The following is a 23,419-nucleotide window of genomic DNA, read 5'->3' on the forward strand; positions in this document are numbered from 1 at the left end:
GCCGCTCAGGCCGCGTTACCGGCGGAGCGGCGCTCGCCGGCGCAGGCCTGGACGGCGGCGTGGGCCTCGGTCGCCCACAACTTCACCAGCGGGCCGGCCTTGCCGCGCACCGGGTCGCTGGTCGGCAGCGGCACCTGGGGGATGTCGACCAGCGCCTTGGCGTGCTCGGCCTTGCTGCCGCGGCAGATGTCGTACTTTCCGCTCGGCGGATAGGCGCCGATCACCACGAGGTCCGGCGTGGCGGAGAGCCGCTGGTGGCCCGTGCCGGCCGGCAGCACGACGACGTCGCCGACCTTGAGGTCGACCTCGGCGCCGCGCTCGCCGCCGAAGCGCACGCACACGCGGCCGCGGGCGATACCCATCACCTCGTGGATGCGCGAGTGGTAGTGCGCGTAAGGGGAGATGCCGTTCCGCCAGGTGCCGACCCAACCGTGCCGCAGGAAGGTCTTCTCGATCAGCTCCTCGGGATGGGCCGAGCCCTTCATGTCGATGGCATCGCGCAACACCACGAACGACAGGATCGGGTTGTTGGGAATGATGCCGTCGTCCGCGAACCGGTGGGTTTCGGGGGCGTTCCGGGGGGGCTTTGCGTGCATACGTTCATCCTGGCCACCGGGTGCCGGCGGTCCTTTTCCGGGCCGCAGTGTGCTTGCGACGGTTTAAATTGCCCTTAAGCCGGACGGTCCAATTCGGACAGGTCTAGCCCGACGGCCGCCGCAACCGAGCGGAGCGCCTAGTTGCGCGCGGCCCTTCGGCAGGGCGTCGCAGTGTCAGGCCGCGTCGACGCGGCGCTTGGCGACCAGGGCCTCGTAGCCGAAACAGGCCAGAGCCACGATGCGCGGGACCGGGCCGGGGTTCAGGTAGTAGCCGATCTGCCGCCGGCTGCGGCCGAGCAGCGCCGCCGCGGCCTGCTGGGTCAAGTGATTGCGCTCGAGAAAGCGGGCGAACTCGATGCTGTCCATCTCCTGCTCGGCGATCGTCTCGATCAGGTCCGCCGACATGTCGAGATCCGGCCCGTCCCAGGCGACAGCGTCGCCGTCCTCGATCACATGCGCGGTCTCGAACAGAACAGGGTTGTTTCGCAGCGGCCTATAAACCTTGTAGCTCCCGAGCAGAGGGGCGATGTCCACGATCTCCGTCCGTCCGGCCCGGCTGCCTTCGGCCCAGGTGATCTCCAGGCGCGATGGGCCGACGACCCGCGCCGTGGCGATGCGGGCCATCGGAATGCCCGTGTCGAGGACCTCAGTCCCGCTCATTGAGCCGTCTCCACGCGTGCGCCAGTCGATCCTGATTGTCCGGGCTTTCGGCCCACGTGATCGCCTCTTCCAGGGCGCTCTTCGGTCCTCGTCCCTTCAGGACCCGGAACGACCCGAGTTCGATCGCCGCCGTCCATCCAGGTCCGCGAACATGGAAATGGGGCGGCATGTGATCTCCGGGGTAGATGCATATCTTGCATTGGCTCAGCCGCACGATCATCGGCATCGCCGCTATCCTTGAACGTAGAAAATAGTGCAATGATTGCGCATGATCAAGAAAAATGGGCAATGGTTGCGCAAAATTAGGACGCGGCGGCGCGTGCGCCGCGTCGTCAAATTATTGAGCTGCCATAAAAATGCAATCAGTGAGGGTGCTTCAGGCCCCGGTTTGAACCGGGACCGCGGCGACCGCCCTCACGCCCGCTTGCGCTCGCGCACCAGCCCGGCGAAGCGCTGGAACAGGTAGTGGCTGTCGCGCGGGCCGGGCGAGGCCTCGGGGTGGTACTGCACCGAGAACACCGGCCGGTCATTTACGGCGAGGCCGCAGTTGGAGCCGTCGAACAGCGAGACATGGGTCTCCCTGACGGTCGCCGGCAGGCTGTCGCGGTCGACCGCAAAGCCGTGGTTCATCGAGGTGATCTCGACCTTGCCGGTCTCGAGGTCCTTCACCGGATGGTTCGCCCCGTGATGGCCCTGGTGCATCTTTCGCGTCGTGCCGCCGAGCGCGATGCCCAGCATCTGGTGGCCGAGGCAGATGCCGAAGGTCGGAATATCCTGATCGATCAGGGTCTTGATCACCGGCACCGCGTAGGCCCCGGTGGCCGCCGGGTCGCCCGGCCCGTTGGACAGGAAGATGCCGTCCGGCTTCAGCGCCAGAATGTCCTCGGCCGAGGTTTTGGCCGGCACCACCGTCACCTTGGCGCCGATGCCGGCGAGAAGCCGCAGGATGTTGCGCTTGATGCCGTAGTCGATGGCGACCACGTGCAGGTCGGGGTTCTCCATCCGGCCGTAGCCCTTGCCCCACACCCACTCGGTCTCGTCCCAGGTGAAGCGCTGGCCCGAGGTGACCTTCGGGACGAGGTCCATGCCGACCAGGCCCGGCCAGGCCGCGGCCTCGGTCTTGAGGGCGTCGAGGTCGAAGCTGCCGTCCGGCGCATGGGCGATGACGGCATTGGGCATGCCCTTGGCCCGGATCAGGTTGGTCAGCGCCCGGGTATCGATGCCGCCGAGCCCGATCACGTTGCGGGCCTTCAGCCACGCGTCGAGATGCCGGGTCGCCCGGTAGTTGGACGGCCGGGTGATGGCCGAATGGAGGATCACGCCGCAGGCGCCCGGGGTGGCGGCCATGTTGACGGTCTCGATGTCCTCCTCGTTGGTGCCGACATTGCCGATGTGCGGGAACGTGAAGGTGATGATCTGGCCCGCATAGGAGGGGTCGGTGAGGATCTCCTCGTAGCCCGTCATGGCGGTGTTGAAGCACACCTCGCCGACCGCCCGGCCGGCGGCGCCGAGGCCGAACCCCTCGATCACGGTGCCGTCGGCGAGGACGAGCAGGGCGGTGGGCTTGGGGTCCGCCCAGGTGGAGGTCTGGTTCGACATGGTGCTCTTGTCCGACAAGGAGTTCGGCTTGCGCCCTGACCGGGTCCGGGCGACGGCGCGGCCGCGCGCTCTGGCCGTCCCGCCTTATTTGCGTATAAAAGGCGCCGAGGCAAGGTTTTGGGCCTCACGCTGGGACGAAGGGTAGGGCGATGCTGCGCGAAAACATCAACGCTGCGTTGAAGGAGGCCATGAAGGCGCACGACGCTCCGAAGGTGTCGACGCTGCGGCTGGTCAATGCGGCGCTGAAGAATGCCGACATCGAGGCGCGCGGCCAGGGCAAGGCGGCGCTCGCCGACGAGGACGTGCTGTCGCTGCTGCAGAAGATGATCAAGCAGCGCCAGGAATCGGTCGAGCTGTACGAGAAGGGCGCGCGGCCCGAGCTCGCCGCCAAGGAGCGCGAGGAGATCGCCGTCATCTCCGCCTATCTGCCCAAGCAGCTCTCCGCCGAGGAGGCCGAGGCCGCCGTGAAGGCCGTGATCGCCGAGATCGGCGCCGCCGGCATGAAGGACATGGGCAAGGTGATCGCGGCGTTGCGCGAGCGCCATGCCGGGCAGCTCGACATGGGCAAGGCGAGCGGCATCGTGAAGGGGCTCTTGAAGTGACGGTCCGGACCGCCATCGTCGGCCCGATGCGGGACCGGGAGGACTAGATCCGCGGAGCATCCGCGGCCGCGGCCGACTGTTCACATATTGATTGTTCGAGCTGTTCCATGCAGATTTTTTATGCCTCGCGCGACGGGCAATCCCGCAAGATCGCGACCCACATCGCCGGCCGCCTGGCGGCCCGCGGACTATCCGCCACGCCGACGGATCTGGGGAGCGCGCCGCCGACGGCCGCCGACCTCGCCCGGGCGCCGCTGGTCGTCGCCGTCATGTCGATCCGCTACGGCAAGCACCTGCCCGAGGGCCTGCGCTTCATCGAGACGTTCCGGGCGCTGGAGAATCCGCCCCCGCTGGTGCTCGCCTCGGTCAACCTGACGGCGCGAAAACCCGGCAAGGACACGGCCGAAGGCAATGTCTATCTGCGCAAGCTGATCGCCAGGAACGCCCTGTCGCCGGTGCTCGCCACCGCCTTCGCGGGCCGCCTCGACTACCCGCGCTACGGCCTCTTCGACAAGACCATGATCCGCTTCATTATGCTGGTCACGGGCGGCCCGACCGACCCGGCCTCGGTCGTCGAGTACACCCAGTGGGACAGGGTGGATGCCTTCGCGGGGCAGATTGCCGAGGTTTTGGAGGCGAAGACGGCGGCGACGGTCAAGGGGTGATCATGCCTGTGGAAGACACGGACGACTTCGTGCCGATCGGCATGTCACATGCGGAGTTTTCGATCGGGTGCGAGTTCCTGACCGCGACCGGACGCTGGCGCTGCACCGATGTCGGCACGCGCACGATCGTCGCCATCAAGCTCGATCTCGACCACGATCCGAGCTGGTACAACGGCCCGCCCTACGCCGTTCCCGAGCACGTCTTCGACGAGGACGACCTCGACGGGTGCAGCCCGGCGCCAGTCGAGCGGGAATATGACGACACTGGTCGTGAGCGCCTGGTGACGTTCTCTCGCGGGTGAGCGCGCTCGCCGCCGCCCTGTGGATAACCGGGACAACCCGGTCCCGCGCGCCCGGGCGGTCCGTCCCGCCCGGCGGCGCCTTACATTGGCGGCAGCGCCGGCCTAGGCTCCCGAATCACCATGCGGTTCCCGCCCGAGTTTCTCGACGATCTGCGCGCCCGCCTCCCGGTTTCGGAGGTGGTGTCGCGGCGCGTCAAGCTGAAGAAGGCGGGGCGCGAATGGAAAGGCCTCTCGCCCTTCAACAAGGAGAAGACTCCGTCCTTTTTCGTCAACGATTCAAAAGGGATGTGGTTCGATTTCTCGTCCGGCCGCAACGGCAATATCTTCGATTTCGTGATGGCCACCGAGGGCCTGTCTTTTCCCGAGGCGGTGGAGCGGCTGGCTGGCGCGGCCGGCATGGCGGTGCCGAAGTCGTCGCCGGAGGCGGCCGAGCAGGCGCGGCACAGCCGCACGCTGCTGGACGTGGTCGAGCTCGCGGCGACGTATTTCGAGGCGACGCTGGCGACCCGGGCGGGCGCCCGGGCCCGCGGCTATCTGGCCGACCGCGGCCTCGATCCGGCGACCCAGATCAAGTTCCGCATCGGCTATGCGCCACCCGACCGGTTCGCCCTCAAGGAGCATCTGGGCGGGCTGGGCGTGTCGGTCGAGGACATGGTGGAGGCGGGCCTGCTGGTCGCCGGCGACGATATCCCGGTGCCCTACGACCGCTTCCGCGACCGGGTGATCTTCCCGATCGGCGACCTGCGCGGCCGCATCGTCGCCTTCGGGGGCCGCGCGCTCGACAAGGAGGTGTCGGCCAAGTACCTGAACTCGCCGGAGACCTCGCTCTTCCACAAGGGCGGCCTGTTGTATAATGGCGCGACTGCCCGGGCCGCCGTCCATGCCGGTGCGCCGCTGATCGCCGTCGAGGGCTATGTCGACGTCATCGCCATGGTGACGGCGGGCTTTCCGGGCACGGTGGCGCCGCTCGGCACCTCGCTGACGGCCGACCAGCTCGCCCTGATGTGGAAGATCGCCGACGAGCCGATCCTCTGCTTCGACGGCGATTCGGCCGGCCGGCGCGCCGCCTACCGGGCCGTCGACATGGCGCTGCCGCTGCTGCAGCCCGGCAAGAGCCTCTATTTCGCCACCCTGCCGCAGGGCCACGATCCCGACGACCTGATCCGGGCCAGCGGCGCCGGCGCCATGGCCGACGTGCTCGGCGCCGCCCAGCCGCTCGCCGAAATTCTCTGGATGCGCGAGACCGAGACCGGCCACTTCGATACGCCGGAACGCCGTGCCGGCCTGGAGGCACGGCTCGACGCGCTCCTGGCCGGCATCGGCCATGACTCGATCCGCAAATACTATCGGGCCGATCTCGGCAACCGGCTGCGCGGCCTGCTGGCGCCCGAGCCCGCCATGGCCGGGGGCGGCCGCTACCCGTCGCGCGAGCGCAGCGCCTCCGCCTTCACGGGTCGCGAGCAGCGCGGCAAGGGCTTTGGGCGGGGCGGGCGTCCGGGCGCGCCGGCGGAGCGGTTCGTCGGCGCCGTCAGCCCGCGGCTGTCGACCAGCCCGGTGGTGCGCGGCGCGCGCGCCGTGCTGCCGGCCCGGGAAGCCCTGATCGTGCTGTCGGTTCTCAACCACCCCTGGTTGCTGGACGGCCATGCCGAGGAGTTTGCCGCCCTCGACCTCGTCCACCCGGACGCCGACCGGCTGCGCGGTGCCATCCTGGACGCGGTGGCAACCCACCACGACATGGACGCGGAGGCCCTGCGGGCGGCCATTGCCGACCATGACCTCGGCGACATCATCGCCCGGATCGGGGCTGCCCTGACCCATGTGTCGGACTGGCCCGCCCGCCCCGGAGCCGCCCCGGAGGACGTGCGGCCGTGGTGGCGCCATGTTCTTACCTTGCATCACAAGAACCGGACGCTAAATAAGGAACTCAAAGAGGCCGAGCGCGCGCTGGGCGATGAGCCCAGCGAGCGCAATTATGCGTGGCTGCGCGACGTTCAGGGCCGTCTGGCCGCGATCGAGGGCACGGAAGCCTCGATCGAGGGCTTTGGCGCCTTGTCGGGACGCCCGACGCGGGGCCTCTGACAGGTTTGCAGCCGGCGGCCCGCCCGCGGGGCAGGAGGCCGGGTGGGTGTGGCGGAGAGACTGCTTTCGACCGATGCGGGCCCGTGGGCCGGCCTCGGGGCCGGGACGCTCAGGGTGGACGCAAAAAACCCTGGGAGCATGAAGGACGGTGCGTGCCCCCGTCGGGACGGCGGACGGCGCGGAGGGGTCTCGGGCGGGCGGCGAGGCGACTCTTTAATTGTTTTGGGGGCGAGCCCGATACGGATCGACAGGCGGGCGGTAACTCGGGCGGTGACGATGCTGCCCTCGTGGCCGACGGCGGCACGGCGGCTGCCGAGAACGGCGTAGGGCGAGAGCGCGGCTTCAGGAGAACTCATGGCGACCATCAGGACGAAAGCGACCGGCAAGGACAAGGTCGTGAAGGACAAGAAGGACGAGGCGACCGAAGGCCAGACGCCCGACACGCCGGATACGCCGCTGCCGCTGCTCGACCTGTCGGACGCCGCCGTCCGCAAGATGATCAAGCTCGCCAAGAAGCGCGGCTACGTCACCCACGACCAGATCAACGCCGTCCTGCCCTCCGAGGAGGTGACCTCCGACCAGATCGAGGACATCTTCGCGATGCTCAACGAGATGGGCATCAATGTCGTCGAGCAGGAGGAGCACGACGCCGAGGAGCAGCCCGAGGAGGCGCACGAGGAGGAGGAGGAGAGCGAAGGCGAGCTGGTCGAGGTCACCCGCACGACGCCGGCCAAGACCGAGCGCGCCGAGCCCGGCGAGCGCACCGACGACCCGGTCCGCATGTATCTGCGCGAGATGGGCTCGGTGGAACTGCTGTCGCGCGAGGGCGAGATCGCCATCGCCAAGCGCATCGAGGCCGGCCGCGAGGCGATGATCGCCGGCCTTTGCGAGAGCCCGCTGACCTTCCAGGCCATCATCATCTGGCGCGACGAGCTCAACGCCGGCAAGGTTTTCCTGCGCGACATCATCGACCTCGAGGCGACCTATGCGGGGCCCGAGGCGAAGGGCGGCGCGGCCGTCGTGGCGCCGCCCGGCGCCGAAGGCGACGCGGTTCCGGTCGAGGCGCCGCCGGTGGCGCCGGTCGCCAAGCCCGTCGTCCCTGCGACGGCGAAGCCGGGCGTGCGCCCGGGTGCGCGCGAAGGCGAGCCCGAGGACGAGGCCGCCGACGGCCCGATTCCCGACGGCGAGATGGACGAGGACGATCTCGAAGGCTCGATGTCGCTCGCCGCCATCGAGGCCGAGCTGAAGCCCAAGGTGGTCGAGACCTTCGACATCGTCGCCGACACCTACAAGAAGCTCCGCCGCCTGCAGGACCAGAACGTCGAGTCCAAGCTCAAGAACGAGTCGCTGTCGCCGGCCCAGGAGCGCAAGTACAAGAAGCTCAAGGAAGAGCTGATCGCCGAGGTGAAGTCGCTGCGCCTCAATCAGGCCCGCATCGACTCGCTGGTGGAGCAGCTCTACGACATCAACAAGCGGCTGGTCGGCTACGAGGGCCGGCTGATGCGCCTGGCCGAGAGCCACGCGGTCCATCGCGAGGACTTTCTGCGCAACTATCTCGGCTCGGAGCTCGATCCGCGCTGGCTCAACCGCGTGTCGAAACTGTCCGCGCGGGGCTGGAAGAACTTCGTCGCGCGTGAAAAGGATCGGATCAAGGAGATCCGCGGCGACATCCAGGCGCTGGCCGCCGAGACGGGCCTGGAAATCCTGGAATTCCGCCGCATCGTCCAGATGGTGCAGAAGGGCGAGCGCGAGGCGCGCCAAGCCAAGAAGGAGATGGTCGAGGCGAACCTGCGCCTCGTGATCTCCATCGCCAAGAAGTACACCAATCGCGGCCTGCAGTTTCTGGATCTGATCCAGGAGGGCAATATCGGCCTGATGAAGGCGGTCGACAAGTTCGAGTACCGCCGCGGCTACAAGTTCTCGACCTACGCGACGTGGTGGATCCGGCAGGCGATCACCCGCAGCATTGCGGATCAAGCAAGAACCATCCGCATTCCGGTGCACATGATCGAGACGATCAACAAGATCGTCCGCACCAGCCGGCAGATGCTGCACGAGATCGGCCGCGAGCCGACCCCGGAAGAGCTCGCCGAAAAGCTCGGCATGCCGCTGGAGAAGGTTCGCAAGGTTCTCAAGATCGCCAAGGAGCCGATCAGTCTCGAAACGCCGATCGGCGACGAGGAGGATTCGCATCTCGGCGATTTCATCGAGGACAAGAACGCCATCCTGCCGATCGACGCGGCGATTCAGAGCAATCTGCGCGAGACGACGACGCGGGTCCTTGCTTCGCTGACGCCGCGTGAAGAACGCGTGCTGCGCATGCGCTTCGGCATCGGGATGAACACGGACCACACGCTGGAAGAAGTGGGCCAGCAGTTCTCGGTGACGCGCGAACGCATTCGTCAGATCGAGGCCAAGGCGCTGCGCAAGCTGAAGCACCCGTCGCGGAGCCGGAAGCTGCGGAGCTTCCTGGACAACTGAGGAAGGGTGCGACGCCCTCTCTCGCTCTATGCCGCGAGTAGCGCGTCGCCGAGGGTGGCTTCATTGGAGTCGTGCAATGCACGAACGACCACCGGCCGGATCTCACTGAAAACGTCGGTCAGCGATCGGCCGTCTTCGACCAGACGGAGCGCAGGGCGCAACGCGGATCGGAGGCCGGCAATCGCCGGCTCCAGGTCGGCCGCCTCGGAATCGCCGAGCCAGCGCTCGATCTCCTGTGCGGCGGCGGCGTCTCCGAGCAGAGTCTGCGCGACGAGGATCAGCGCCCTCAGCTTCGGCTGCCGCGCGGCGAGCTTCTCCAGCCTCTCGCGGTCCTCCGCGGCGAGCGCATCCTCGAAGGCGGCGGCGAAAGGAGGCAACGTGCCGGGCTCGGCCTCCCAGATGCGATGGCGCGCGGCCAGAAGCTCCGCATAGGCGAAGGTCGGATCCTCGCGCAGGATCTGCGCAAGCTCGTCCAGCGCGCTCTTGCGGTCTTCGACGGGAACCGACTCCAGCTCAAAGCGCAGTCGTCGTATCGTCCCGAGCCGTGCCACCTCGGCAAGCTCAGGGTCGGACGCCGGAGCCAGGAAGCGACCGGCCGCCTCGCGATGCTCCGGCTCCCGAAACGCCTGGCTCTTCAGCGGCAGCGACTTGCCCTTGCTCAAGTCCTGCTTGTGCCGTTTGAGCACGCCGTTGTCGAGGGCCAGCGCGATGCCGTCCTCCACGCTTCGTAACGCATCGTTCGGCCGGCCGGCATGCGACCACAGTCGCGCCCGCAGCGAATACGTGGCTTCATCCGCCGCGCCGTCGTCGATCGCATCATCGACGACCTCGGCGGCCTCGTCGATCCGATCCTCGAAGATCAGCAGCTCGGCCAGCTCGGTCCTGGCGACGACGTCGTGCGGAAACGTCGCGATGGTGTCCTTCAGCAGCGCCTCCGCATCCTCGAGCCGGCCCAGCTCGTTGACGAGCAGTGTCGCGAGCTGGGTCCGGGCATTGACGTCGGTCTGATCGCGCCGGACCCTCTCCCAGCCGACCAGCTCCGCGGCGTCGGGCGCACCGTCCGCCACCAGTGCGTCGCACCACAAGGCCCCCAGGTGACGGTTGTAAGGCTCCCATCGCAGCCCTTCGCGGGCCAGCGCCTGCGCCTTGACGGCGCGCGCATGGCGGGCGTCCTCGCCCCGCACGATCAGCTCGCGGCCGAGCATGTGAACGGCACGCACGAAATAGTGCGAATGGCCGGTCGCGGAGAGATAGCGTCGGTGCTTCTGGAACAGGTCGTCGATCAACGGCTCGATGGTCTCGAACGGCTCGTCGAGCCGGCCGATGACGTGGTCGCAGTCCTCGGGCATCGGAGAGCGAAGCGGCGTCCCCGAGGCGATGTACCGCTTCTGTGTCAACGACTCGAAGTCCGGATCGACGTGCCACCAGCCGGGCGGCTCGATGCCGTTGTCGCGGAACTCGCGGGTCGACAACAGGGTCGAGACGAGCTTTCGCCAGCGTTCCGGCGCCCGCGGATAGAGCGGCTTGAGCCCGAGCCATTCGGCCTTGAACTCGGCGTCCGACGGGTTTCGCGCCAGGGCCCATTGCGCCAGGCCGGCTGCCCAAGGAAGAAGTTCCGAATCCTTGTCGACGCCCGGAAGCCTCCGCAGGCCGAGAAGGCCGATCGAGAGATAGTGCCGCGGCAAGCGGGCTCCAGCCTCGCGGCAGATCTGCTGCCATATCGGCGCAAGGCCGTTACGGCTCAGGTCGGGCGCCTTATCGGCAGCCAGCTTCTGGGTCAGGGCCAGTGTGCGCCAATAGGCGGCGCGGGCATCCCGCGCCGGCGACAGCACCAAGCGCGCGGTCCAGTCATCCCAGACCAGACGCCGGCGCCGTAATTCCACCGCCGCATCGGCGACGTTCAGCAGCGCGACGATCTCGAACGCCTCGCTGATCTCCCGGATGTGGCGCTGCAGCTTCGGCCGCGCGGCGGGCAGCGGCGCTTTCCGCCGTTTTTCCAGCCAGGACAGGATGGCCGGCCCCAAAAGGGCGCGCGTGCGATCCTTCGGATCGAGAGGACCGAACAGCATGTGAGCCGCATCCGGGGCGTCGGCGCGCTCGTACGGATGGATGTCGGCATAGCCCGCGAGCAAGTCGCCGAAGGCCTCCTCCGGCGCGTCCTCGAACCGCACCAGCCAGGGATGGCGACCGGGGGTCATGGGCTCACTCAGGGCACTCATTCGGAATGTCTTCTCCGAAGTCGTCCCGTCCTGCGGCGATATGCAACGCAAGCAGGTGGTGGTTGCGAAGGCTCCGAAGATCGACCCCGCCCGGCGCAGCACGGATCTCGCCGAGCCGCAGGAGGTGCCGACGCTCGTAGTCTATACGAAAATGAAGGATTTCCGCTAACAGTTCCTTGTCGTCCTGAACCTCGTAGAGCGTCATGGTGCGTCCACAGCAAAGCTCCGGTGGCGCCGGAAAGAAGTAGGGCCAAGGACCGCTGTCGAGGACCGTCGGGGCCGTGAAGGCATACGACACCGACGCCTTCGCGGCAGAAGCCCGGACCTCGGCCACCGTGTACTCCATCAGGGCGACAGGAACGGGACCCGCCGCGCAATCATAATGCGCGAGCCCAAGCCGGTCGCGCAGGCGATCGGGCCAATTGGCACGCTCCAGGTCGTCCGCCACCTCGTCCTTGAAGGTCGCGAAGGCCGGGCGGCGGTCGCGAATGTCGGCGGTGTTCCAGACGGCGAGAAAAGCTTGGATCACCGGGACATCGTTGCCTGTGTAGGCTTTCGACAGGTCGTCGAATGAAATTCCGTGTTTCGCCAGCGGTCGCGTCAACGCTTCGACGCGAACGATTGTTTGTGTTTCATCGATCGCGCCGAGGTCTGTCGGATCGATCGATGCCATGAACGTATGAGGAACATCGTCGCCGACGCGAACGAACTCGCTCCAATAGTCGATGTGGGCCTTTCGTAAGCTTTCCGGATCGACGGCTCCGAGGGCCTCTTGCTCGAATACGGCCTGTCGTTTTGCGCTTACTCTTTGCTCGAACCAGATGTTGTCTGCCTCCGAGCGTTTCTTCGAGTCCTTCAGCTCGCGCCATCTGACGAGCGCGTCCTGCAATTGTGGGTTTTCGAACTGCATGACAAGGCCGAAAAGACAGGTGATGACCGGAGCTTAGGTATAAAGCTGCAACAGTGAAAATCCACAACCACTGTAAAAGGAAACCTTCGCTGTCGTAAACCGTTTTTATTGTTCTGGAGTTTGGGCCGGCCAAAACGCGTGCGCCGATCGGGTGCTCGGCGCCCCCGGCGCCCTGCCTTCCCCCCGCCGCACCCGCGTGGCATTGTCCGCTGCGATGCACATTTGCGAGATGGGGACCGGGATGGCTGTTCGGACGTTCGCCGCACTGGCGTGCCTATTGGCTCTGACGTCGTTCGGGCCCACCCCGGCCTCCGCCGCCCAATGCGGCGGCGACTTCGACACGTTTCTGGCCGCCATGGGACGGGAGGCGCAAGGCACCGGCGTGTCGCGCGGCGTGATCGACCAGGCGTTTGCCGGGGTCACCTCGGATCCGGCGGTGCTGAACTTCGACCGCCGCCAGCGCTACACCTTCAAGAAAACCTTCGAGGAGTATGCGGCGACGCGCGTCATTCCGGCCCGCGTCAAGCGGGCCAAGACGCTGATGCAGAAGCACGCCGCGCTCTTGTCCCGCGTCGAGCGGCAATACGGCGTGCCGAAAGAGCTCTTGATGGCGATCTGGACGCTGGAGAGCGACAACGGCACCGGCGACATGGGCAAGCTGCCGGTGGTGCGCACCATCGCCACGCTCGCCCACGACTGCCGCCGCACCGAGCTCTTCCAGGGCGAGCTTCTGGCGGCGCTGAAGATCGTCCAGCGCGGCGACCTGCCGCTGCGCGACATGATCGGGGCCTTCGCGGGCGAGATCGGCCAGACGCAATTCCTGCCGTCGTCCTACATCAAGTACGGCGTCGACTACGACGGCGACGGCCATGTCGATCTGCGCCACAGCGTGCCGGACGTGCTCGCCTCGACGGCCAATCTGCTGAAAGTAAACGGCTGGCGCTCCGGCGCGCCGTTCGACGAGGGAACGGCGAATTTCGAGGTGATGCGCGAGTGGAACCGCTCGGTCATCTACCGCAAGACCATGGCGCTGTTCGCCCAGCGGCTGACGGAGCCGTGACAGCCCGAGGATGCGCCGCTAAGGCGCCACCAGCTCCACCCGGCGGTTGAGGGCGCGGCCCGCCTCGGTGGCATTCGGCCCGACCGGAGCGAGGAAACCGACGCCGGCAGTGCGCAGCCGCGGCCGCGCGATGGCGTAGCGGCCAGCGAGCTCGGTGGCGATCGCCTCGGCGCGACGGCGCGACAGATCCATGTTGTAGTCCCAGCCGCCCTGGCTGTCGGTGTGGCCGACGATGACGACGGCGAGCTGCGGCTGCACGGCGAGGAGCTTGGCGATCTCGTCGAGGGTCGGCCGGCTCTCCGGCTTGAGCACCGCCTTGTCGGTGTCGAAATAGATACCGTAGAGCGCGATGTGCCCGCTCTCGCCGAGGCCCTTGGCCATGGCGGCGGCGTCGACCATCTTGTTGGTGACGGCCCCCAGCTCGGCGACGACGAGCTGCGCCGTGATGTCGTCGTTGTTGCGGCTCACCAGGACGCTTGCCCAGGTCTCGCGGCCGCCGTCCGTCTTGCGGCCGGCAAAATAGCGGTAGTCGAAGCCGTCGACCCACATCTGCGGGATCGGCAGTGTGTCGACCGCCTCGGCGAACGGGATGCTGCCGCACGGATCGGCATCGCAGGCGACGACGGTCTCGAACCCGGCTTTCGCGAGCTGGGTCTCGAAATTGCGCGCCACCTCGAGGATCGACGGTCCCGGGCCGGTCCGGTAGGCGATGCGGGTGATGCGGCCCTCGAGCCGGCGCGCGTCGGTCGGCTTGCCGTCGGCAAACGCCGCCGCCTGAAACCGCGCCGCGTCGAAGTCCTTCGCGGCATAGCCGGTGATCACGCTGCCGCGGAAGCGGCCGATGCCGGGATGGTCGCGCGATCCGGCGACGTCGCGCGCCTGTGCCTGCGCCGTCGATGGCCGCGGCCCGGCGACGTCGACGAGAAAGGCGGCGAGCAGGGCGGCAGCGAGAACGACGGCACATCGCGGCATGCGCAAACCTCGCGTCGGAACCGGGCTCGGCCGTGCGGGCCGTGCGATCTCGGGATCGCGCCGGCAGCGTCGAACAGGATTGTGACGCGGCTGTGGGCGCTGGCCGTGACGGCGGGCGCGCCTGCGCCCGTCAGCTCCGGCCCGTGATGTGGCGCATCTCGTTGAGCAGGAGGTTGCCGATCCGCTTGCCGCGGTTGCGCAGCGCGCGCAGGAGCCCCGAGTCGACGAAATAGGTGAGCAGGATGCTGTCGCGCGAGCGCACCTCGGGGCCGACCTGATCGGCCGAGTGCCAACTGATGTCGTTCACCGCGAAGGCGTAGCCGCTGTTGGGCACGAAGCGCATCTTGCGCGCCACCGAGAAGCTGCCGTCGGGCTCGCGGCGGTTCATGATGGTGCCGATCCCGGCATTCGCATCGTCCGCCGGCAGATAGAGCTGCACCGTGATGCCCTTCCAGCGCGTGTCGGTGTGCGGGGGGATGCGATAGCCGGCGGTATCGCGGGTGAGCACCGGGATCGGATACATGTCGATGTCGGCGTGCTGGTCGCCGAAGCGCCGCGCGAGGCCCGGCGCCAGCCTGCGCACGAAGGCCGCTTGCACCGTCGACGAGGTGAGCGCCGCGCCGACGATCTCCCACACGGGCCGCGTCTCGGCCGAGAAGTGGCGGATGTATTCGGGAAACAGATCGATCTTCACCCGGGTGACGGTGCCGTCGGTCCGGACATTGTCGTTGTTGCGGCCCGGGAGGGCGCGGTAGTCGCCGGGGCGCGGCAGGCAGCGGATCATCTCCGCATAGACGTCGTCGGGAAACACCTGCTCGAGCGTCAGGAGGCAGAACGGATCGTCGAACACCGGCGCGGCTTCGATCGCACCGACGACGTGCTCGATCACGCGGGTCACGGCGGGTTTGGTCATGTCGAGATCCCTCGGCTTCCCCAGGCAGGCCTGCGTCCGGCATTTTTTAGCATCGCATGGCGGCTTCGAGAAGCCGCCCGGTACCCGTCGAAGCAGCGCCGGACAAGGCAATGCCTCCATGACGGCGTCGGCCATGCCGTCACCGTGCGGCTCGCCGCCGGGCCACGCCGGCGGCTGCGTCAGCCTCGACTGCGAGGCGTGACGGCGCGGCATCTGCTGCAGTGCGGCAGGTCAGCATTGCGGCTTTGCGACCGATTACCGTTGAGACCTCTGTCAGCCCCGTGTAAGTTTCGGCTTCCGCGCCGCCGTCTGCCGCCCGGCACCGCCGGCGTCGCCCGTTCCCTTGTCTCGGAACGTCCCTGTCAACCCACCGGAGGCCGTCGATGAAGGCGCTCATCATGTACGTCCTGTTCGTCGTGCTCGGCGGCGTTCTGGCTGCAGCCCTCAGCTACTATGTTGAAACGGCGGTCTCGTCGGCGGTGGGACTGATGGTCTTTCTCGGCCTGTTCTTTTCGAATTTCGTCATCGCCTGGATCCTCGTCATCCTGGTGATGGACGGCTCGCTGCGCAACGCGACGGGCCGGGCCGAGCAGGCGGCGCTCGAGGCCAACAGCCGCCGGGCCCACTGATCGGCGCTCCGGAGACGACGGTTTGCCGGTGCCGGGTTCGGGGTTAAGCTGGCCGCGACCCCATCCGGACTACGGTGATCCTCGATGTCGTTCTTGAAATCCCTGTTCGGCGGGCGCTCGGCGCCCGCAGAGACGCCGCAAGGCGAGCCGGTCGAGTACAAGGGCTATGTGATCCGCCCCGCCCCGTTCCAGAACGGCGGGCAGTACCAGACCGCCGGCACCATCGAGAAGAACATCGACGGCGTCCGCAAGGAGCACCGGTTCATCCGGGCCGACAGCCACGCCTCGCTCGACGACGCGAAGACCTTCTCGCTCTCCAAGGCCCGGCAGATCGTCGATCTTCAGGGCGACCGGATGTTCGACTGACCCCGGCGCGTTGTCGCGCGCCGCTGCGGGCCCTACGCGACCCTCGTCACCACAGCCAGCCGCTGCGCTTCGGGCCGAGCTCGTCGACCTTGGCCTTCTGGCCCGGGTCGAGCGACGCATAGAACGTGTCGAAGGCCGGTCGGACCAGCCGGATCGCCTGCATGGCGGTGTCGAGCCGCTTCTCCATCATGGCGAGCTGGGCGTCGGCGGTCTGCAGACGCGGCGCGCGCCGCGGGCAGGCCGTCGCGAACAGGTCGATCGCCTTGGTCGACGCCGTTTTCAGATCCTCGAGCGGCTTCTGCTGTGCGGCAGTGGGCTTGATGATGCGCTCGACCCAGGTGACGCGCCACTGGGTCAGGCCGACCGAGCGGGGATCACAAAGGCGCCGCATGCCGGCGGTTCCGAATGTGCCGGGTCCGGTCATCACGCCGGGCAGAAGCACGGTGCCGCGGGCACCGCGCACCGGCTCGGGATAGGCCGGAGTGGGGGCCGGCGCCTGGGCCTGAACGGGTGGCTGCGCGGGCGCCTGGGCCAGGGCCGGGGCGATCGGCGCCGCACCGATGAGGCAGAGTCCCAATACCGTGCCGACGAGACGCATCGTCGTCATAGTGCCACCTCCTGTTTGCTAGGATAGTGTCGCGCTACCAACCGGCAGGATGTTGACCTGGGTCAAGCGGAGCGGGCGACCAGGCGACGCAGGGCGGTCAAGCAACACCCGAGGACCGCACCATCGGAGGACCATCGACGGCAGCCGGCGCCATCGCGGGGCAGGCATGACGCACGATCGTGGACCTTTTGGCCATTTCGCGCGTTGCAGGATCGTGCTTGCTTGTGTCCACGCCTCCTGCCGGAGGCTCGCCTCGCCTCGCTTCGATCGAGCGGCTCGTCCGGATTGCCGGGCGGACCCTGGGCACCGGCCACGCCCCCGCGCAAAACTCGCGCAACACAGGTACTGGCATGCAGGATCAGAGCTATCTCGACGATCTGTCGGTCCGGGCCGCGGTGGCCGGATGGCGAGCAGGAGAAGAGGTTCTGTCGGCGGAGTTCAGGGCGGCCCCGGTCCTCACGGCCGGGCTGATAGATCGCTGGCTGAACTTCTTTGGGCTGACCGATCGGCTGCGGCTCGGCCAGCGCGAGCAGTTCGTCGGCTTTCTGGAGCGCACCGCCCGGCCGGCGCTGCGGGATATCGGCGCGTCGTCGCCGGAGACCTTCGCGCTCGTCGACGAGATCAACTTCGAGGCCGTGCGCCAGCGTATCACCTCGGCGTCGCTGACGATGCTGCTGAGCCTGTTCGCCTGCGTCTACGCGCCGGCCATCTTCTCGCCGATCACCCAGCACAGCCGGCGCGGAATTCAGATTCTCGGCCACAGGCTCGCCGACATGAGCTACCGCAGCTTCATGCTGGCCGTGATGAAGGAACGCGAGCACTTCGCCGACCGGATCGCGGCGTTGCGGTCGGCGCACGAGGTGGCCGGCAACGGATTCTCGCCGGTTCCCCTCGATGTCGTGGTGATGCGGGCGCTCGACCAGCGGCTGATGCTGGCCGGAGGCTATCCGCCCGACGAGCTCGAGGCGGTGATCCGTGATCGGGGGGCGGCTGCCGCCGCCAAGGATCGCATCGGGCGCCATCGCGCGGCGCCGGGGCGGCCCCTGCAGGCGGATCGCGCCGCCGGCTGACGCCCGTGCCGCCGGCGTCACGCCTCGCTGGACTGCTCGGTCGGGATGCGCGCCTCGATGGCGTGCGAGACCAGGGTGGCGAGGTCGGCCGGCCGCTCGCATAGGGTCAGCGCCTGTGCGGCGGTCAGCTCGTCGGCACTGCCATAGCCCCAGGTGACGCCGATGCAGTCGAGCCCGTTCGCTCGCGCGCCGTTCACGTCGTGCTCGCGATCACCCACCATCAGGCAGGTCTCGGGATCGATGTCCTCGGCCGCCAGGCACATGGCGATGATGTCGCCCTTCTTGTCGATGCGGCCGTCGAGCGACGAGCCGTAGACCCGCTCGAAGCGCGAGGCCAGGCCGAACCGCTGGACGATCTTCTCGGCGAAGGTGACGAGCTTCGAGGTGGCGACGAACAGACGGAAGCCGTTTTCCGCCAGCGTCGCGATCGCATCCGACATGCCGGGATAGAGGCGGTTGTCGTAGAGCGCGCCCGCCCCGTAATGGGTGCGGTAGTGCTGCAGGGCCTGCTTCGCCTTGTCGTGATCGCCGAGCAGCAGCGAGAAGCTCTCGCTCAGCGGCGGCCCGATGATCCAGGCCAGCGGCTGGTCGTCCGGCCACGGTTTTCCGACTTGCTCGAGCGCATATCGGAACGAGGCGTAGACGCCTCCGGCCGGATCGCTGACGGTCCCGTCGAGGTCCAGCAGCACCGTGCCGCGATGCGAATGGCCGTGGTGGGAGGCCGTCACGCGCGGCCGTCCGCCGGCATCGTGGTGTTCGGGGCGGGAGACGGCATCGGATCAGGCGGCTGCGCTGGCGCCGGCCGCGGCCTTCGGTCCGCCGGCACCGGTGCCGACATTCTCCGGGTCGCTGTCGAAATTGGAGATGCCGCCATGCGCCGCCGACCACGCCGACGGCGCCTCCAGGAAGGCCTTCACCTCGGTGAGAACACCGGCGTCGAAGTGCCCGCTCAGGGTCGCGACCTCGAGCACGTCACGCCAGGTGGTGAGGTGATGCAGCTCCACCCCGAGGTCGCGCATATTGCCGCTGACCATCGGGAAGATGTCGTAATAGAACAGCACGAAGCAGTGGTCGACCGTGGCGCCCGCCTTGCGCAGGGCATTGCAGAAGTTGACCTTGCTGCGCCCGTCGGTGGCGAGATCCTCGACCAGCAGGGTGCGCGAGCCGACCACCACCTCGCCCTCGATCTGGGCGTTGCGGCCAAAACCCTTCGCTTTCTTGCGGATGTACTGCATCGGCAGCATCAGCTTGTCGGCGATCCAGGCCGCGAACGGGATGCCGGCGGTCTCGCCGCCCGCGATGTTGTCGATCGATTCGTAGCCGATCTCGGTGAGGATGGTCGAGGCGGCGAAGTCCATCAGGGCCGAGCGCAGCCGCGGATAGGAGATGATCTTGCGGCAATCGACATAGACGGGGCTCGCCCACCCCGACGTGAACACGAAAGGCTGGTTGGCGTTGAACTGGATCGCCTTGATCTCCAGCAGCATTCGCGCCGTCTGGTGAGCGATCACGCGTTTCTCGGTCGGGGGGGAAAACGTGCTCACGGGGTCCTCCGTCTCTGGCACCGTCATGAGCCGCGCGCGAAAAGCCGCCGGTGAGCCTAAACTCCCGGCGCCGAGACAGTCTCTCGAGCATGAGCGCGACTCGGCTCTTATCGCCCCATGCGACCTGCCAGTCAACCGACTCCGGGGACTGGCGAAAACCGATTTCCCCAAGCTTCTCCGTGGCCAACACGCTGCCGCACGGGTGCCCTGCGCGCCGGCCGCGGCGCTGCCGCAACCCCTGATCGCGCGGCCGCGATCAAGGCCCTTCCACCGCGAAGGCGTGCATCAGCTCGACGCCGCGCATGAAGTCGTCGAGGTCCATGGCCTCGGCGGGATTGTGAGAGCCGTTGGCGTTGCGCACGAAAATCATGCCGGATGGGACGCCGCCATTGGAGAACACCGCGGCATCGTGCCCGGCCCCGGAGGCGAGCGTCTCGGTCGGCAGGCCGAGCCGCTCCGACGCAGCGACGAGCTTGCGGACGATCGCCTCGTCCATGCGGGCCGGCTCGGCGTAGACGCGGTCGTCGAACTCGAACTTCACGTGCCGCACGTCCGACACGGCGCGGCATTCCGAGCGGAACAGCTCGTAGAAAGCCTCCAGCGTCTCGTAGCTCTGGCTTCGAACCTCGAAGCTGAAAAACGCCTCGCCCGGGATGCGGCTGAGCGCCTGCTGCTCCGGATCGGTGTAGATCACGCCGGTGGTGACGACGAGGTCGAGGCCGCGCTCCAGGAGCCGCATCCAGTGCTCGTCGAGCCGCATCAGGAGATCGGCGACCGCGAAGACCGCGTCGCGCCGCAGCCAGCGCGGCACCGTGCCGGAGTGGCCGGCCTCGCCGCGGCACATGATCGAGCGATGGCGCAGATTGCCGCGGATGCCGGTGACCACCGCGGTCGGGAACTTGCGGGCGACCATCACCGGGCCCTGCTCGATATGCAGCTCGAGATAGGCCTTCACGGTCGACGCATCGATCATGCGGCGGCCGGCGGCGGCCGCCTCGACGTCGATGCCGGCGGCGGCGAGCGCCTCGCGCAGCGTGCGGCCGGTGCCGCGGCGCTTGGCGGCGAGGTCTTTCAGGTCGAGCGTGCCGAACAGCAGGCGCGAGCCGATATTGGCGCGACCGTAAAAGGCGCTCTCCTCGCCGCGCAGCACCATGGCGCGCACCGGACAGGGCGGGCGGGTGCCCTCGGCGGCGAGGCGGATCAGGGTCAGCAGCGCGGCGACACAGCCTGCACCGCCGTCGAAATTGCCGCCCTGCGGCACCGAGTCGGCATGCGAAGCGAGCAGCAGCGCGGGCTTCGTCCCGTCGTCGCCCGGCAGCGTCACGATCATGTTGGCGGCGGCGTCGACGCGAGCTTTGAGCCCGTGCCGCTCGGCGACCTCGCGATAGATCGCCATTGCGGCGTCCTCGCCCTCGGCAAAGCACTCGCGGGTGATGCCGGTGCCGTCGAAGCTCTTTTCGCGCAACGTGTCGAACAGCTCTGCGGCGAGCTCGCGCAGGCGGAGGGGTTCGGGAAGGCGGACCACGGCGGCGTCACTCATGGCACGATCTCGCTCACGGCATGGACAGGCTCATGACGCCACCTCGACGGTGTCGACCGTCATGTCGGCATCGTGGACGGCGCCGGTGAGATCGGCGACGCGGGCGAATCCCTTGCGGGCACAGAATTGGATCAGGCCGTCGATGACGGTCAGCATCGCGGTCGGCCGCACGAAGGTGGCGGTGCCGACCTGCACGGCACTGGCGCCCGCCAGCATGTACTCGACGGCGTCGGCCGCCGTGGAGATGCCGCCGCAGCCGATCACCGGGATCCTTGCGACGCGCGCACACTGGTAGACCATGCGCACGACGATCGGCTTCACGGCCGGGCCGGAGAGCCCGCCCATCACGTTGCCGAGCCGCGGCCGGAACGTCTCGATGTCGATCGACATGGCCAGGATGGTGTTGGCGACCACCAGCGCGTCGGCGCCGGCGTCCTCGGCGGCGCGGGCGACGCTCGCCACGTCGCCGGTGTTGGGCGACAGCTTCACCCACACGGGCAGCTTGGTGGCGCGGCGGATCTTCGCCACCACCTGGGCGGTCGAGCGCGGATCCATCGCAAAGGCCTTGCCGTCCTCCTCGATATTCGGACACGAGATGTTGGCTTCGATGGCGGCGACGCCGGGCGCGTCGAGCCGCGCCACCGCCTCGGCGAAGGCGTCGCCGGACGGCGCCGACACGCTCGCCACCAGCGGCGTCGCGAAGCCGCGATAGAACGGCAGCGTGTGCTCGAGGAAGTCGTCGATCCCTTTGCTGGGAATGCCGATCGAGTTCAGCATGCCCTGGCCGACCTCGCACACCCGCGGGGTCGGGTTGCCGCCGCGCAGCTCCGCCGTGACGGTCTTGGTCACGAGTGCGCCGAGCCGCTCGAACGGCACCACCGGGGCGAGGCCCTCGGCGAAGGTGCCGGAGGCCGGCATCACCGGGTTTCTCAGGACGAGGTCGCCGATCCGGACCCGGGTATCCACGCTGCCGCGGTCTACCATGGCATCGCCTCGTCGAGCCGGAACACCGGGCCGTCGGTGCACACGCGCCGGGCCTCGACGACGCCGTCGACCGAGAAGTTGCGCACGCAGCAGAAGCACATGCCGAGGCCGCAGGCCATCTGCTGCTCGAGCGCGACCTCGCCCGGGATGCTCAGCTCGCGGCCGAGCCGCTGCATCAGCAGCATCAGCCGGTTGGAGCCGCAGGTGTAGAAGGCGTCGGCGCGGCCCACGGCCGCCGCCTCGCGCAGAATGCGCTCGACATTGGCGGGATCGCTGGTGCCGTCCTGGTCGAGCACGATCTGGATGGTGGCGCCTATCGCGGCGAAGCGCTCGACCGACATCACGGTGGCGGCGCTGCGGGCGCTGAGGATCGCCGTGACGCCGACGCCGCGGGCAGCCGCCATCTCGGCGAGCGGGGCGAGCGTCGCCAGGCCGACCCCGCGGCCCAGCACCACGATGCTGCGCGCGCCGTCCGGAATCGAGAAGCCGACGCCGAGCGGGCCGAGCAGCCGCATGGTGCGGCCGACCTTGATCGACGCGAGCCCGCGGGTGCCGACGCCCGTCACCTTGTAGAGGAACTCGACGATGCCGTGCACCGGGTCGGCCCGGTAGAGGCTCATCGGCCGCCGCAGGAACGGCTTGTCCTCGGCCGTGTGCGGGCATTCGAGATTGAAGAACTGGCCGGCCCGGGCGAGCGGTGCCGGCTCCGGCGCCTCCAGCACCAGGTGGCGGTACTCGTCGTTCAGCCAGACATGGGAGACGACGACGCCGAGCACGTCGGCGATGTGGCTCGGTGCGACTGGCGCCGTGGCGGCCGGCCCCACCGGCGCCGACCCGTCCGGCGCGGCACCGAGGCGGACCGGCTGGAAGCTGATCGTCTGGCCCATGGCGCCCTTTCCGCCCGCACCGGCCAATCCCCATCGGCTGCGGCGCCGCTTTCGAATCGTTTCGGCCGGCGCGAGCGGTGATCGTCACCGTCGCCGCACCCGGCCCCGACCGTCTATTTTTTGAGACAATCGCAGCGATGTGCCGGTTTGTCAATCCGGAGACCGTCTGAACAATATTTTGTGACGATAAAACAAAGATATCATGAACCCGCTCGGGGCTCGGCGGGCCGCGCTTGTCACCTCCAGTCGGGCTTTCGGCGCGATTTAATCTCTTTTTTTTTCCGCTTGCTGTGGTATCAACGGTGGTTTCTTCTCCGTGGGCGCTGCGTGCGCCCATCGTTGCTTCGAGGGAGGGAACACTCGTGGACGAGCTGCTTACTTGGCTGAAGGCCCAGCACAACGGCCTTCGGACCTACAAGAATTTCCAGCAGAAGGTGCTGAACCTCGCCGGGTCCGACCGAGAGCATGTCGCGCTCTATCAGATCCTGGCCCTGCTGGTCGGCCGCTTCATCGATTCTTACGAGGAGCATCCGCTCACCGGCGACGTCGCCGACCAGGCCTTCGACCATCTGATCGAGATCACCGAGAAGGCCGCCGCGTCGCAGCGTGCGGCGCCCGCCGAGCAGCTCGCGACCCTCAACGCGATCGCCGCCGCCGATCTCGGCTGATCTGCGGCGTCTGATACGGTTTCCGGGTGATTGACTCGGAGGATTCCGAGACTGTTGCGAAGCAGT

24 protein-coding genes are annotated in these 23,419 nt (G+C 68.0%); 10 read left to right on the forward strand and 14 right to left on the reverse strand.

Features of this window, described 5'->3' with window-relative positions; all coding sequences use genetic code 11:
• Positions 1–5 precede the first annotated feature (5 nt).
• The 4 genes from HXX10_RS05530 to carA form a co-directional block, all read right to left on the reverse strand.
• Positions 6–596 (reverse strand): hypothetical protein, encoded by a 591-nt coding sequence (locus HXX10_RS05530; protein ID WP_296520536.1) that lies wholly within the window; start codon positions 594–596, stop codon positions 6–8.
• A gap of 174 nt (positions 597–770) precedes the next feature.
• Positions 771–1,256 carry a hypothetical protein gene (locus HXX10_RS05535; protein ID WP_296520537.1) on the reverse strand — a complete coding sequence of 162 codons (486 nt, stop codon included), beginning with the start codon at positions 1,254–1,256 and terminating at the stop codon, positions 771–773.
• The gene (locus HXX10_RS05540; RefSeq protein ID WP_296520538.1) at positions 1,243–1,482 is read right to left on the reverse strand and encodes a DUF4160 domain-containing protein; all 240 of its coding nucleotides are present in this window, start codon (positions 1,480–1,482) and stop codon (positions 1,243–1,245) included. The genes HXX10_RS05535 and HXX10_RS05540 overlap by 14 nt, the downstream gene beginning before the upstream one ends.
• A gap of 188 nt (positions 1,483–1,670) precedes the next feature.
• Positions 1,671–2,855 (reverse strand): glutamine-hydrolyzing carbamoyl-phosphate synthase small subunit, encoded by a 1,185-nt coding sequence (gene carA / locus HXX10_RS05545; protein ID WP_296520539.1) that lies wholly within the window; start codon positions 2,853–2,855, stop codon positions 1,671–1,673.
• A gap of 149 nt (positions 2,856–3,004) precedes the next feature.
• Here carA and HXX10_RS05550 point away from each other — a divergent pair, with 149 nt between their 5' ends.
• The 5 genes from HXX10_RS05550 to rpoD all read left to right on the forward strand — a co-directional run bounded on the left by HXX10_RS05550 (position 3,005) and on the right by rpoD (position 8,984).
• Entirely contained in the window at positions 3,005–3,457 is a 453-nt protein-coding gene (locus HXX10_RS05550; protein WP_296520540.1) for a GatB/YqeY domain-containing protein, read from the forward strand.
• 107 nt (positions 3,458–3,564) lie between these two features.
• Positions 3,565–4,122, forward strand: coding sequence for a menaquinone-dependent protoporphyrinogen IX dehydrogenase (gene hemG / locus HXX10_RS05555; RefSeq protein ID WP_296520541.1), 558 nt, complete (start codon positions 3,565–3,567; stop codon positions 4,120–4,122).
• Between the two features lie 2 nt (positions 4,123–4,124).
• Positions 4,125–4,424: a hypothetical protein gene (locus HXX10_RS05560; RefSeq protein WP_296520542.1), complete on the forward strand. Its 300-nt coding sequence runs from the start codon at positions 4,125–4,127 to the stop codon at positions 4,422–4,424.
• Between the two features lie 120 nt (positions 4,425–4,544).
• Positions 4,545–6,503 (forward strand): DNA primase, encoded by a 1,959-nt coding sequence (gene dnaG / locus HXX10_RS05565; protein ID WP_296520543.1) that lies wholly within the window; start codon positions 4,545–4,547, stop codon positions 6,501–6,503.
• 354 nt (positions 6,504–6,857) lie between these two features.
• Entirely contained in the window at positions 6,858–8,984 is a 2,127-nt protein-coding gene (gene rpoD, locus HXX10_RS05570) for an RNA polymerase sigma factor RpoD (protein WP_296520544.1), read from the forward strand.
• 26 nt (positions 8,985–9,010) lie between these two features.
• On the opposite strand, the gene HXX10_RS05575 is transcribed toward rpoD, so the two are convergent.
• Positions 9,011–11,182 (reverse strand): tetratricopeptide repeat protein, encoded by a 2,172-nt coding sequence (locus HXX10_RS05575; RefSeq protein WP_296520545.1) that lies wholly within the window; start codon positions 11,180–11,182, stop codon positions 9,011–9,013.
• 4 nt (positions 11,183–11,186) lie between these two features.
• A complete protein-coding gene (locus HXX10_RS05580; protein ID WP_296520546.1) occupies positions 11,187–12,113 on the reverse strand; it encodes a hypothetical protein in 927 nt (308 codons plus the stop codon).
• 241 nt (positions 12,114–12,354) lie between these two features.
• On the opposite strand from HXX10_RS05580, the gene HXX10_RS05585 reads away from it, so the two are divergent.
• Positions 12,355–13,173 (forward strand): lytic murein transglycosylase, encoded by an 819-nt coding sequence (locus tag HXX10_RS05585; RefSeq protein WP_296520547.1) that lies wholly within the window; start codon positions 12,355–12,357, stop codon positions 13,171–13,173.
• An 18-nt stretch (positions 13,174–13,191) separates the two neighbouring features.
• Here HXX10_RS05585 and HXX10_RS05590 read toward each other — a convergent pair whose 3' ends face one another.
• Together HXX10_RS05590 and HXX10_RS05595 are read right to left on the reverse strand one after the other, a co-directional pair.
• Positions 13,192–14,145: an OmpA family protein gene (locus tag HXX10_RS05590; RefSeq protein WP_296520548.1), complete on the reverse strand. Its 954-nt coding sequence runs from the start codon at positions 14,143–14,145 to the stop codon at positions 13,192–13,194.
• Between the two features lie 130 nt (positions 14,146–14,275).
• Positions 14,276–15,058 carry a hypothetical protein gene (locus HXX10_RS05595; protein WP_296520549.1) on the reverse strand — a complete coding sequence of 261 codons (783 nt, stop codon included), beginning with the start codon at positions 15,056–15,058 and terminating at the stop codon, positions 14,276–14,278.
• Between the two features lie 383 nt (positions 15,059–15,441).
• Here HXX10_RS05595 and HXX10_RS05600 point away from each other — a divergent pair, with 383 nt between their 5' ends.
• Entirely contained in the window at positions 15,442–15,687 is a 246-nt protein-coding gene (locus HXX10_RS05600; protein ID WP_296520550.1) for a hypothetical protein, read from the forward strand.
• Positions 15,688–15,771: 84 nt separating this feature from the next.
• The gene (locus HXX10_RS05605; RefSeq protein WP_296520551.1) at positions 15,772–16,053 is read left to right on the forward strand and encodes an HlyU family transcriptional regulator; all 282 of its coding nucleotides are present in this window, start codon (positions 15,772–15,774) and stop codon (positions 16,051–16,053) included.
• 46 nt (positions 16,054–16,099) lie between these two features.
• Here HXX10_RS05605 and HXX10_RS05610 read toward each other — a convergent pair whose 3' ends face one another.
• Complete coding sequence (locus HXX10_RS05610) at positions 16,100–16,660, reverse strand: Spy/CpxP family protein refolding chaperone (protein ID WP_296520552.1); 561 nt, start codon at positions 16,658–16,660, stop codon at positions 16,100–16,102.
• A 179-nt stretch (positions 16,661–16,839) separates the two neighbouring features.
• On the opposite strand from HXX10_RS05610, the gene HXX10_RS05615 reads away from it, so the two are divergent.
• Positions 16,840–17,730, forward strand: a complete 891-nt coding sequence (locus tag HXX10_RS05615; protein WP_296520553.1) for a hypothetical protein — start codon at positions 16,840–16,842, stop codon at positions 17,728–17,730.
• A gap of 17 nt (positions 17,731–17,747) precedes the next feature.
• Here HXX10_RS05615 and HXX10_RS05620 read toward each other — a convergent pair whose 3' ends face one another.
• From HXX10_RS05620 to HXX10_RS05640, 5 genes are all read right to left on the reverse strand, one after another.
• On the reverse strand, positions 17,748–18,458 hold the full coding sequence (locus HXX10_RS05620; protein ID WP_296520554.1) for an HAD-IA family hydrolase: 711 nt from the start codon (positions 18,456–18,458) through the stop codon (positions 17,748–17,750).
• Between the two features lie 51 nt (positions 18,459–18,509).
• Complete coding sequence (locus tag HXX10_RS05625; protein WP_296520555.1) at positions 18,510–19,274, reverse strand: orotate phosphoribosyltransferase; 765 nt, start codon at positions 19,272–19,274, stop codon at positions 18,510–18,512.
• 256 nt (positions 19,275–19,530) lie between these two features.
• Positions 19,531–20,814 carry a Zn-dependent hydrolase gene (locus HXX10_RS05630; RefSeq protein WP_296520556.1) on the reverse strand — a complete coding sequence of 428 codons (1,284 nt, stop codon included), beginning with the start codon at positions 20,812–20,814 and terminating at the stop codon, positions 19,531–19,533.
• Positions 20,815–20,844: 30 nt separating this feature from the next.
• On the reverse strand, positions 20,845–21,798 hold the full coding sequence (locus tag HXX10_RS05635) for a dihydroorotate dehydrogenase (RefSeq protein ID WP_296520557.1): 954 nt from the start codon (positions 21,796–21,798) through the stop codon (positions 20,845–20,847).
• Positions 21,792–22,685 carry a dihydroorotate dehydrogenase electron transfer subunit gene (locus tag HXX10_RS05640; RefSeq protein WP_296520558.1) on the reverse strand — a complete coding sequence of 298 codons (894 nt, stop codon included), beginning with the start codon at positions 22,683–22,685 and terminating at the stop codon, positions 21,792–21,794. Before HXX10_RS05640 ends, HXX10_RS05635 begins: the two co-directional genes overlap by 7 nt.
• Before the next feature lie 362 nt (positions 22,686–23,047).
• On the opposite strand from HXX10_RS05640, the gene HXX10_RS05645 reads away from it, so the two are divergent.
• Positions 23,048–23,353, forward strand: a complete 306-nt coding sequence (locus HXX10_RS05645; RefSeq protein WP_296520559.1) for a hypothetical protein — start codon at positions 23,048–23,050, stop codon at positions 23,351–23,353.
• The last annotated feature ends 66 nt before the right edge of the window (positions 23,354–23,419 follow it).

Origin of the sequence: Rhodoplanes sp. (assembly GCF_013377085.1) — a bacterium.
Classification (GTDB): domain Bacteria; phylum Pseudomonadota; class Alphaproteobacteria; order Rhizobiales; family Xanthobacteraceae; genus Rhodoplanes.

What these genes read in the sequence shown, in the direction of transcription:
- HXX10_RS05605 (WP_296520551.1), top strand. Translation starts at nt 15,772, where the DNA reads ATGTCGTTCTTGAAATCCCTGTTCGGCGGGCGCTCGGCGCCCGCAGAG.
- dnaG (WP_296520543.1), top strand. Translation starts at nt 4,545, where the DNA reads ATGCGGTTCCCGCCCGAGTTTCTCGACGATCTGCGCGCCCGCCTCCCG.
- HXX10_RS05550 (WP_296520540.1), top strand. Translation starts at nt 3,005, where the DNA reads ATGCTGCGCGAAAACATCAACGCTGCGTTGAAGGAGGCCATGAAGGCG.
- HXX10_RS05580 (WP_296520546.1), bottom strand. Translation starts at nt 12,113, where the DNA reads ATGCAGTTCGAAAACCCACAATTGCAGGACGCGCTCGTCAGATGGCGC.
- hemG (WP_296520541.1), top strand. Translation starts at nt 3,565, where the DNA reads ATGCAGATTTTTTATGCCTCGCGCGACGGGCAATCCCGCAAGATCGCG.
- carA (WP_296520539.1), bottom strand. Translation starts at nt 2,855, where the DNA reads ATGTCGAACCAGACCTCCACCTGGGCGGACCCCAAGCCCACCGCCCTG.
- HXX10_RS05635 (WP_296520557.1), bottom strand. Translation starts at nt 21,798, where the DNA reads ATGGTAGACCGCGGCAGCGTGGATACCCGGGTCCGGATCGGCGACCTC.
- HXX10_RS05600 (WP_296520550.1), top strand. Translation starts at nt 15,442, where the DNA reads ATGAAGGCGCTCATCATGTACGTCCTGTTCGTCGTGCTCGGCGGCGTT.
- HXX10_RS05640 (WP_296520558.1), bottom strand. Translation starts at nt 22,685, where the DNA reads ATGGGCCAGACGATCAGCTTCCAGCCGGTCCGCCTCGGTGCCGCGCCG.
- HXX10_RS05610 (WP_296520552.1), bottom strand. Translation starts at nt 16,660, where the DNA reads ATGACGACGATGCGTCTCGTCGGCACGGTATTGGGACTCTGCCTCATC.
- HXX10_RS05585 (WP_296520547.1), top strand. Translation starts at nt 12,355, where the DNA reads ATGGCTGTTCGGACGTTCGCCGCACTGGCGTGCCTATTGGCTCTGACG.
- HXX10_RS05535 (WP_296520537.1), bottom strand. Translation starts at nt 1,256, where the DNA reads ATGAGCGGGACTGAGGTCCTCGACACGGGCATTCCGATGGCCCGCATC.
- HXX10_RS05540 (WP_296520538.1), bottom strand. Translation starts at nt 1,482, where the DNA reads ATGCCGATGATCGTGCGGCTGAGCCAATGCAAGATATGCATCTACCCC.
- HXX10_RS05630 (WP_296520556.1), bottom strand. Translation starts at nt 20,814, where the DNA reads ATGAGTGACGCCGCCGTGGTCCGCCTTCCCGAACCCCTCCGCCTGCGC.
- HXX10_RS05590 (WP_296520548.1), bottom strand. Translation starts at nt 14,145, where the DNA reads ATGCCGCGATGTGCCGTCGTTCTCGCTGCCGCCCTGCTCGCCGCCTTT.
- rpoD (WP_296520544.1), top strand. Translation starts at nt 6,858, where the DNA reads ATGGCGACCATCAGGACGAAAGCGACCGGCAAGGACAAGGTCGTGAAG.
- HXX10_RS05575 (WP_296520545.1), bottom strand. Translation starts at nt 11,182, where the DNA reads ATGACCCCCGGTCGCCATCCCTGGCTGGTGCGGTTCGAGGACGCGCCG.
- HXX10_RS05595 (WP_296520549.1), bottom strand. Translation starts at nt 15,058, where the DNA reads ATGACCAAACCCGCCGTGACCCGCGTGATCGAGCACGTCGTCGGTGCG.
- HXX10_RS05530 (WP_296520536.1), bottom strand. Translation starts at nt 596, where the DNA reads ATGCACGCAAAGCCCCCCCGGAACGCCCCCGAAACCCACCGGTTCGCG.
- HXX10_RS05560 (WP_296520542.1), top strand. Translation starts at nt 4,125, where the DNA reads ATGCCTGTGGAAGACACGGACGACTTCGTGCCGATCGGCATGTCACAT.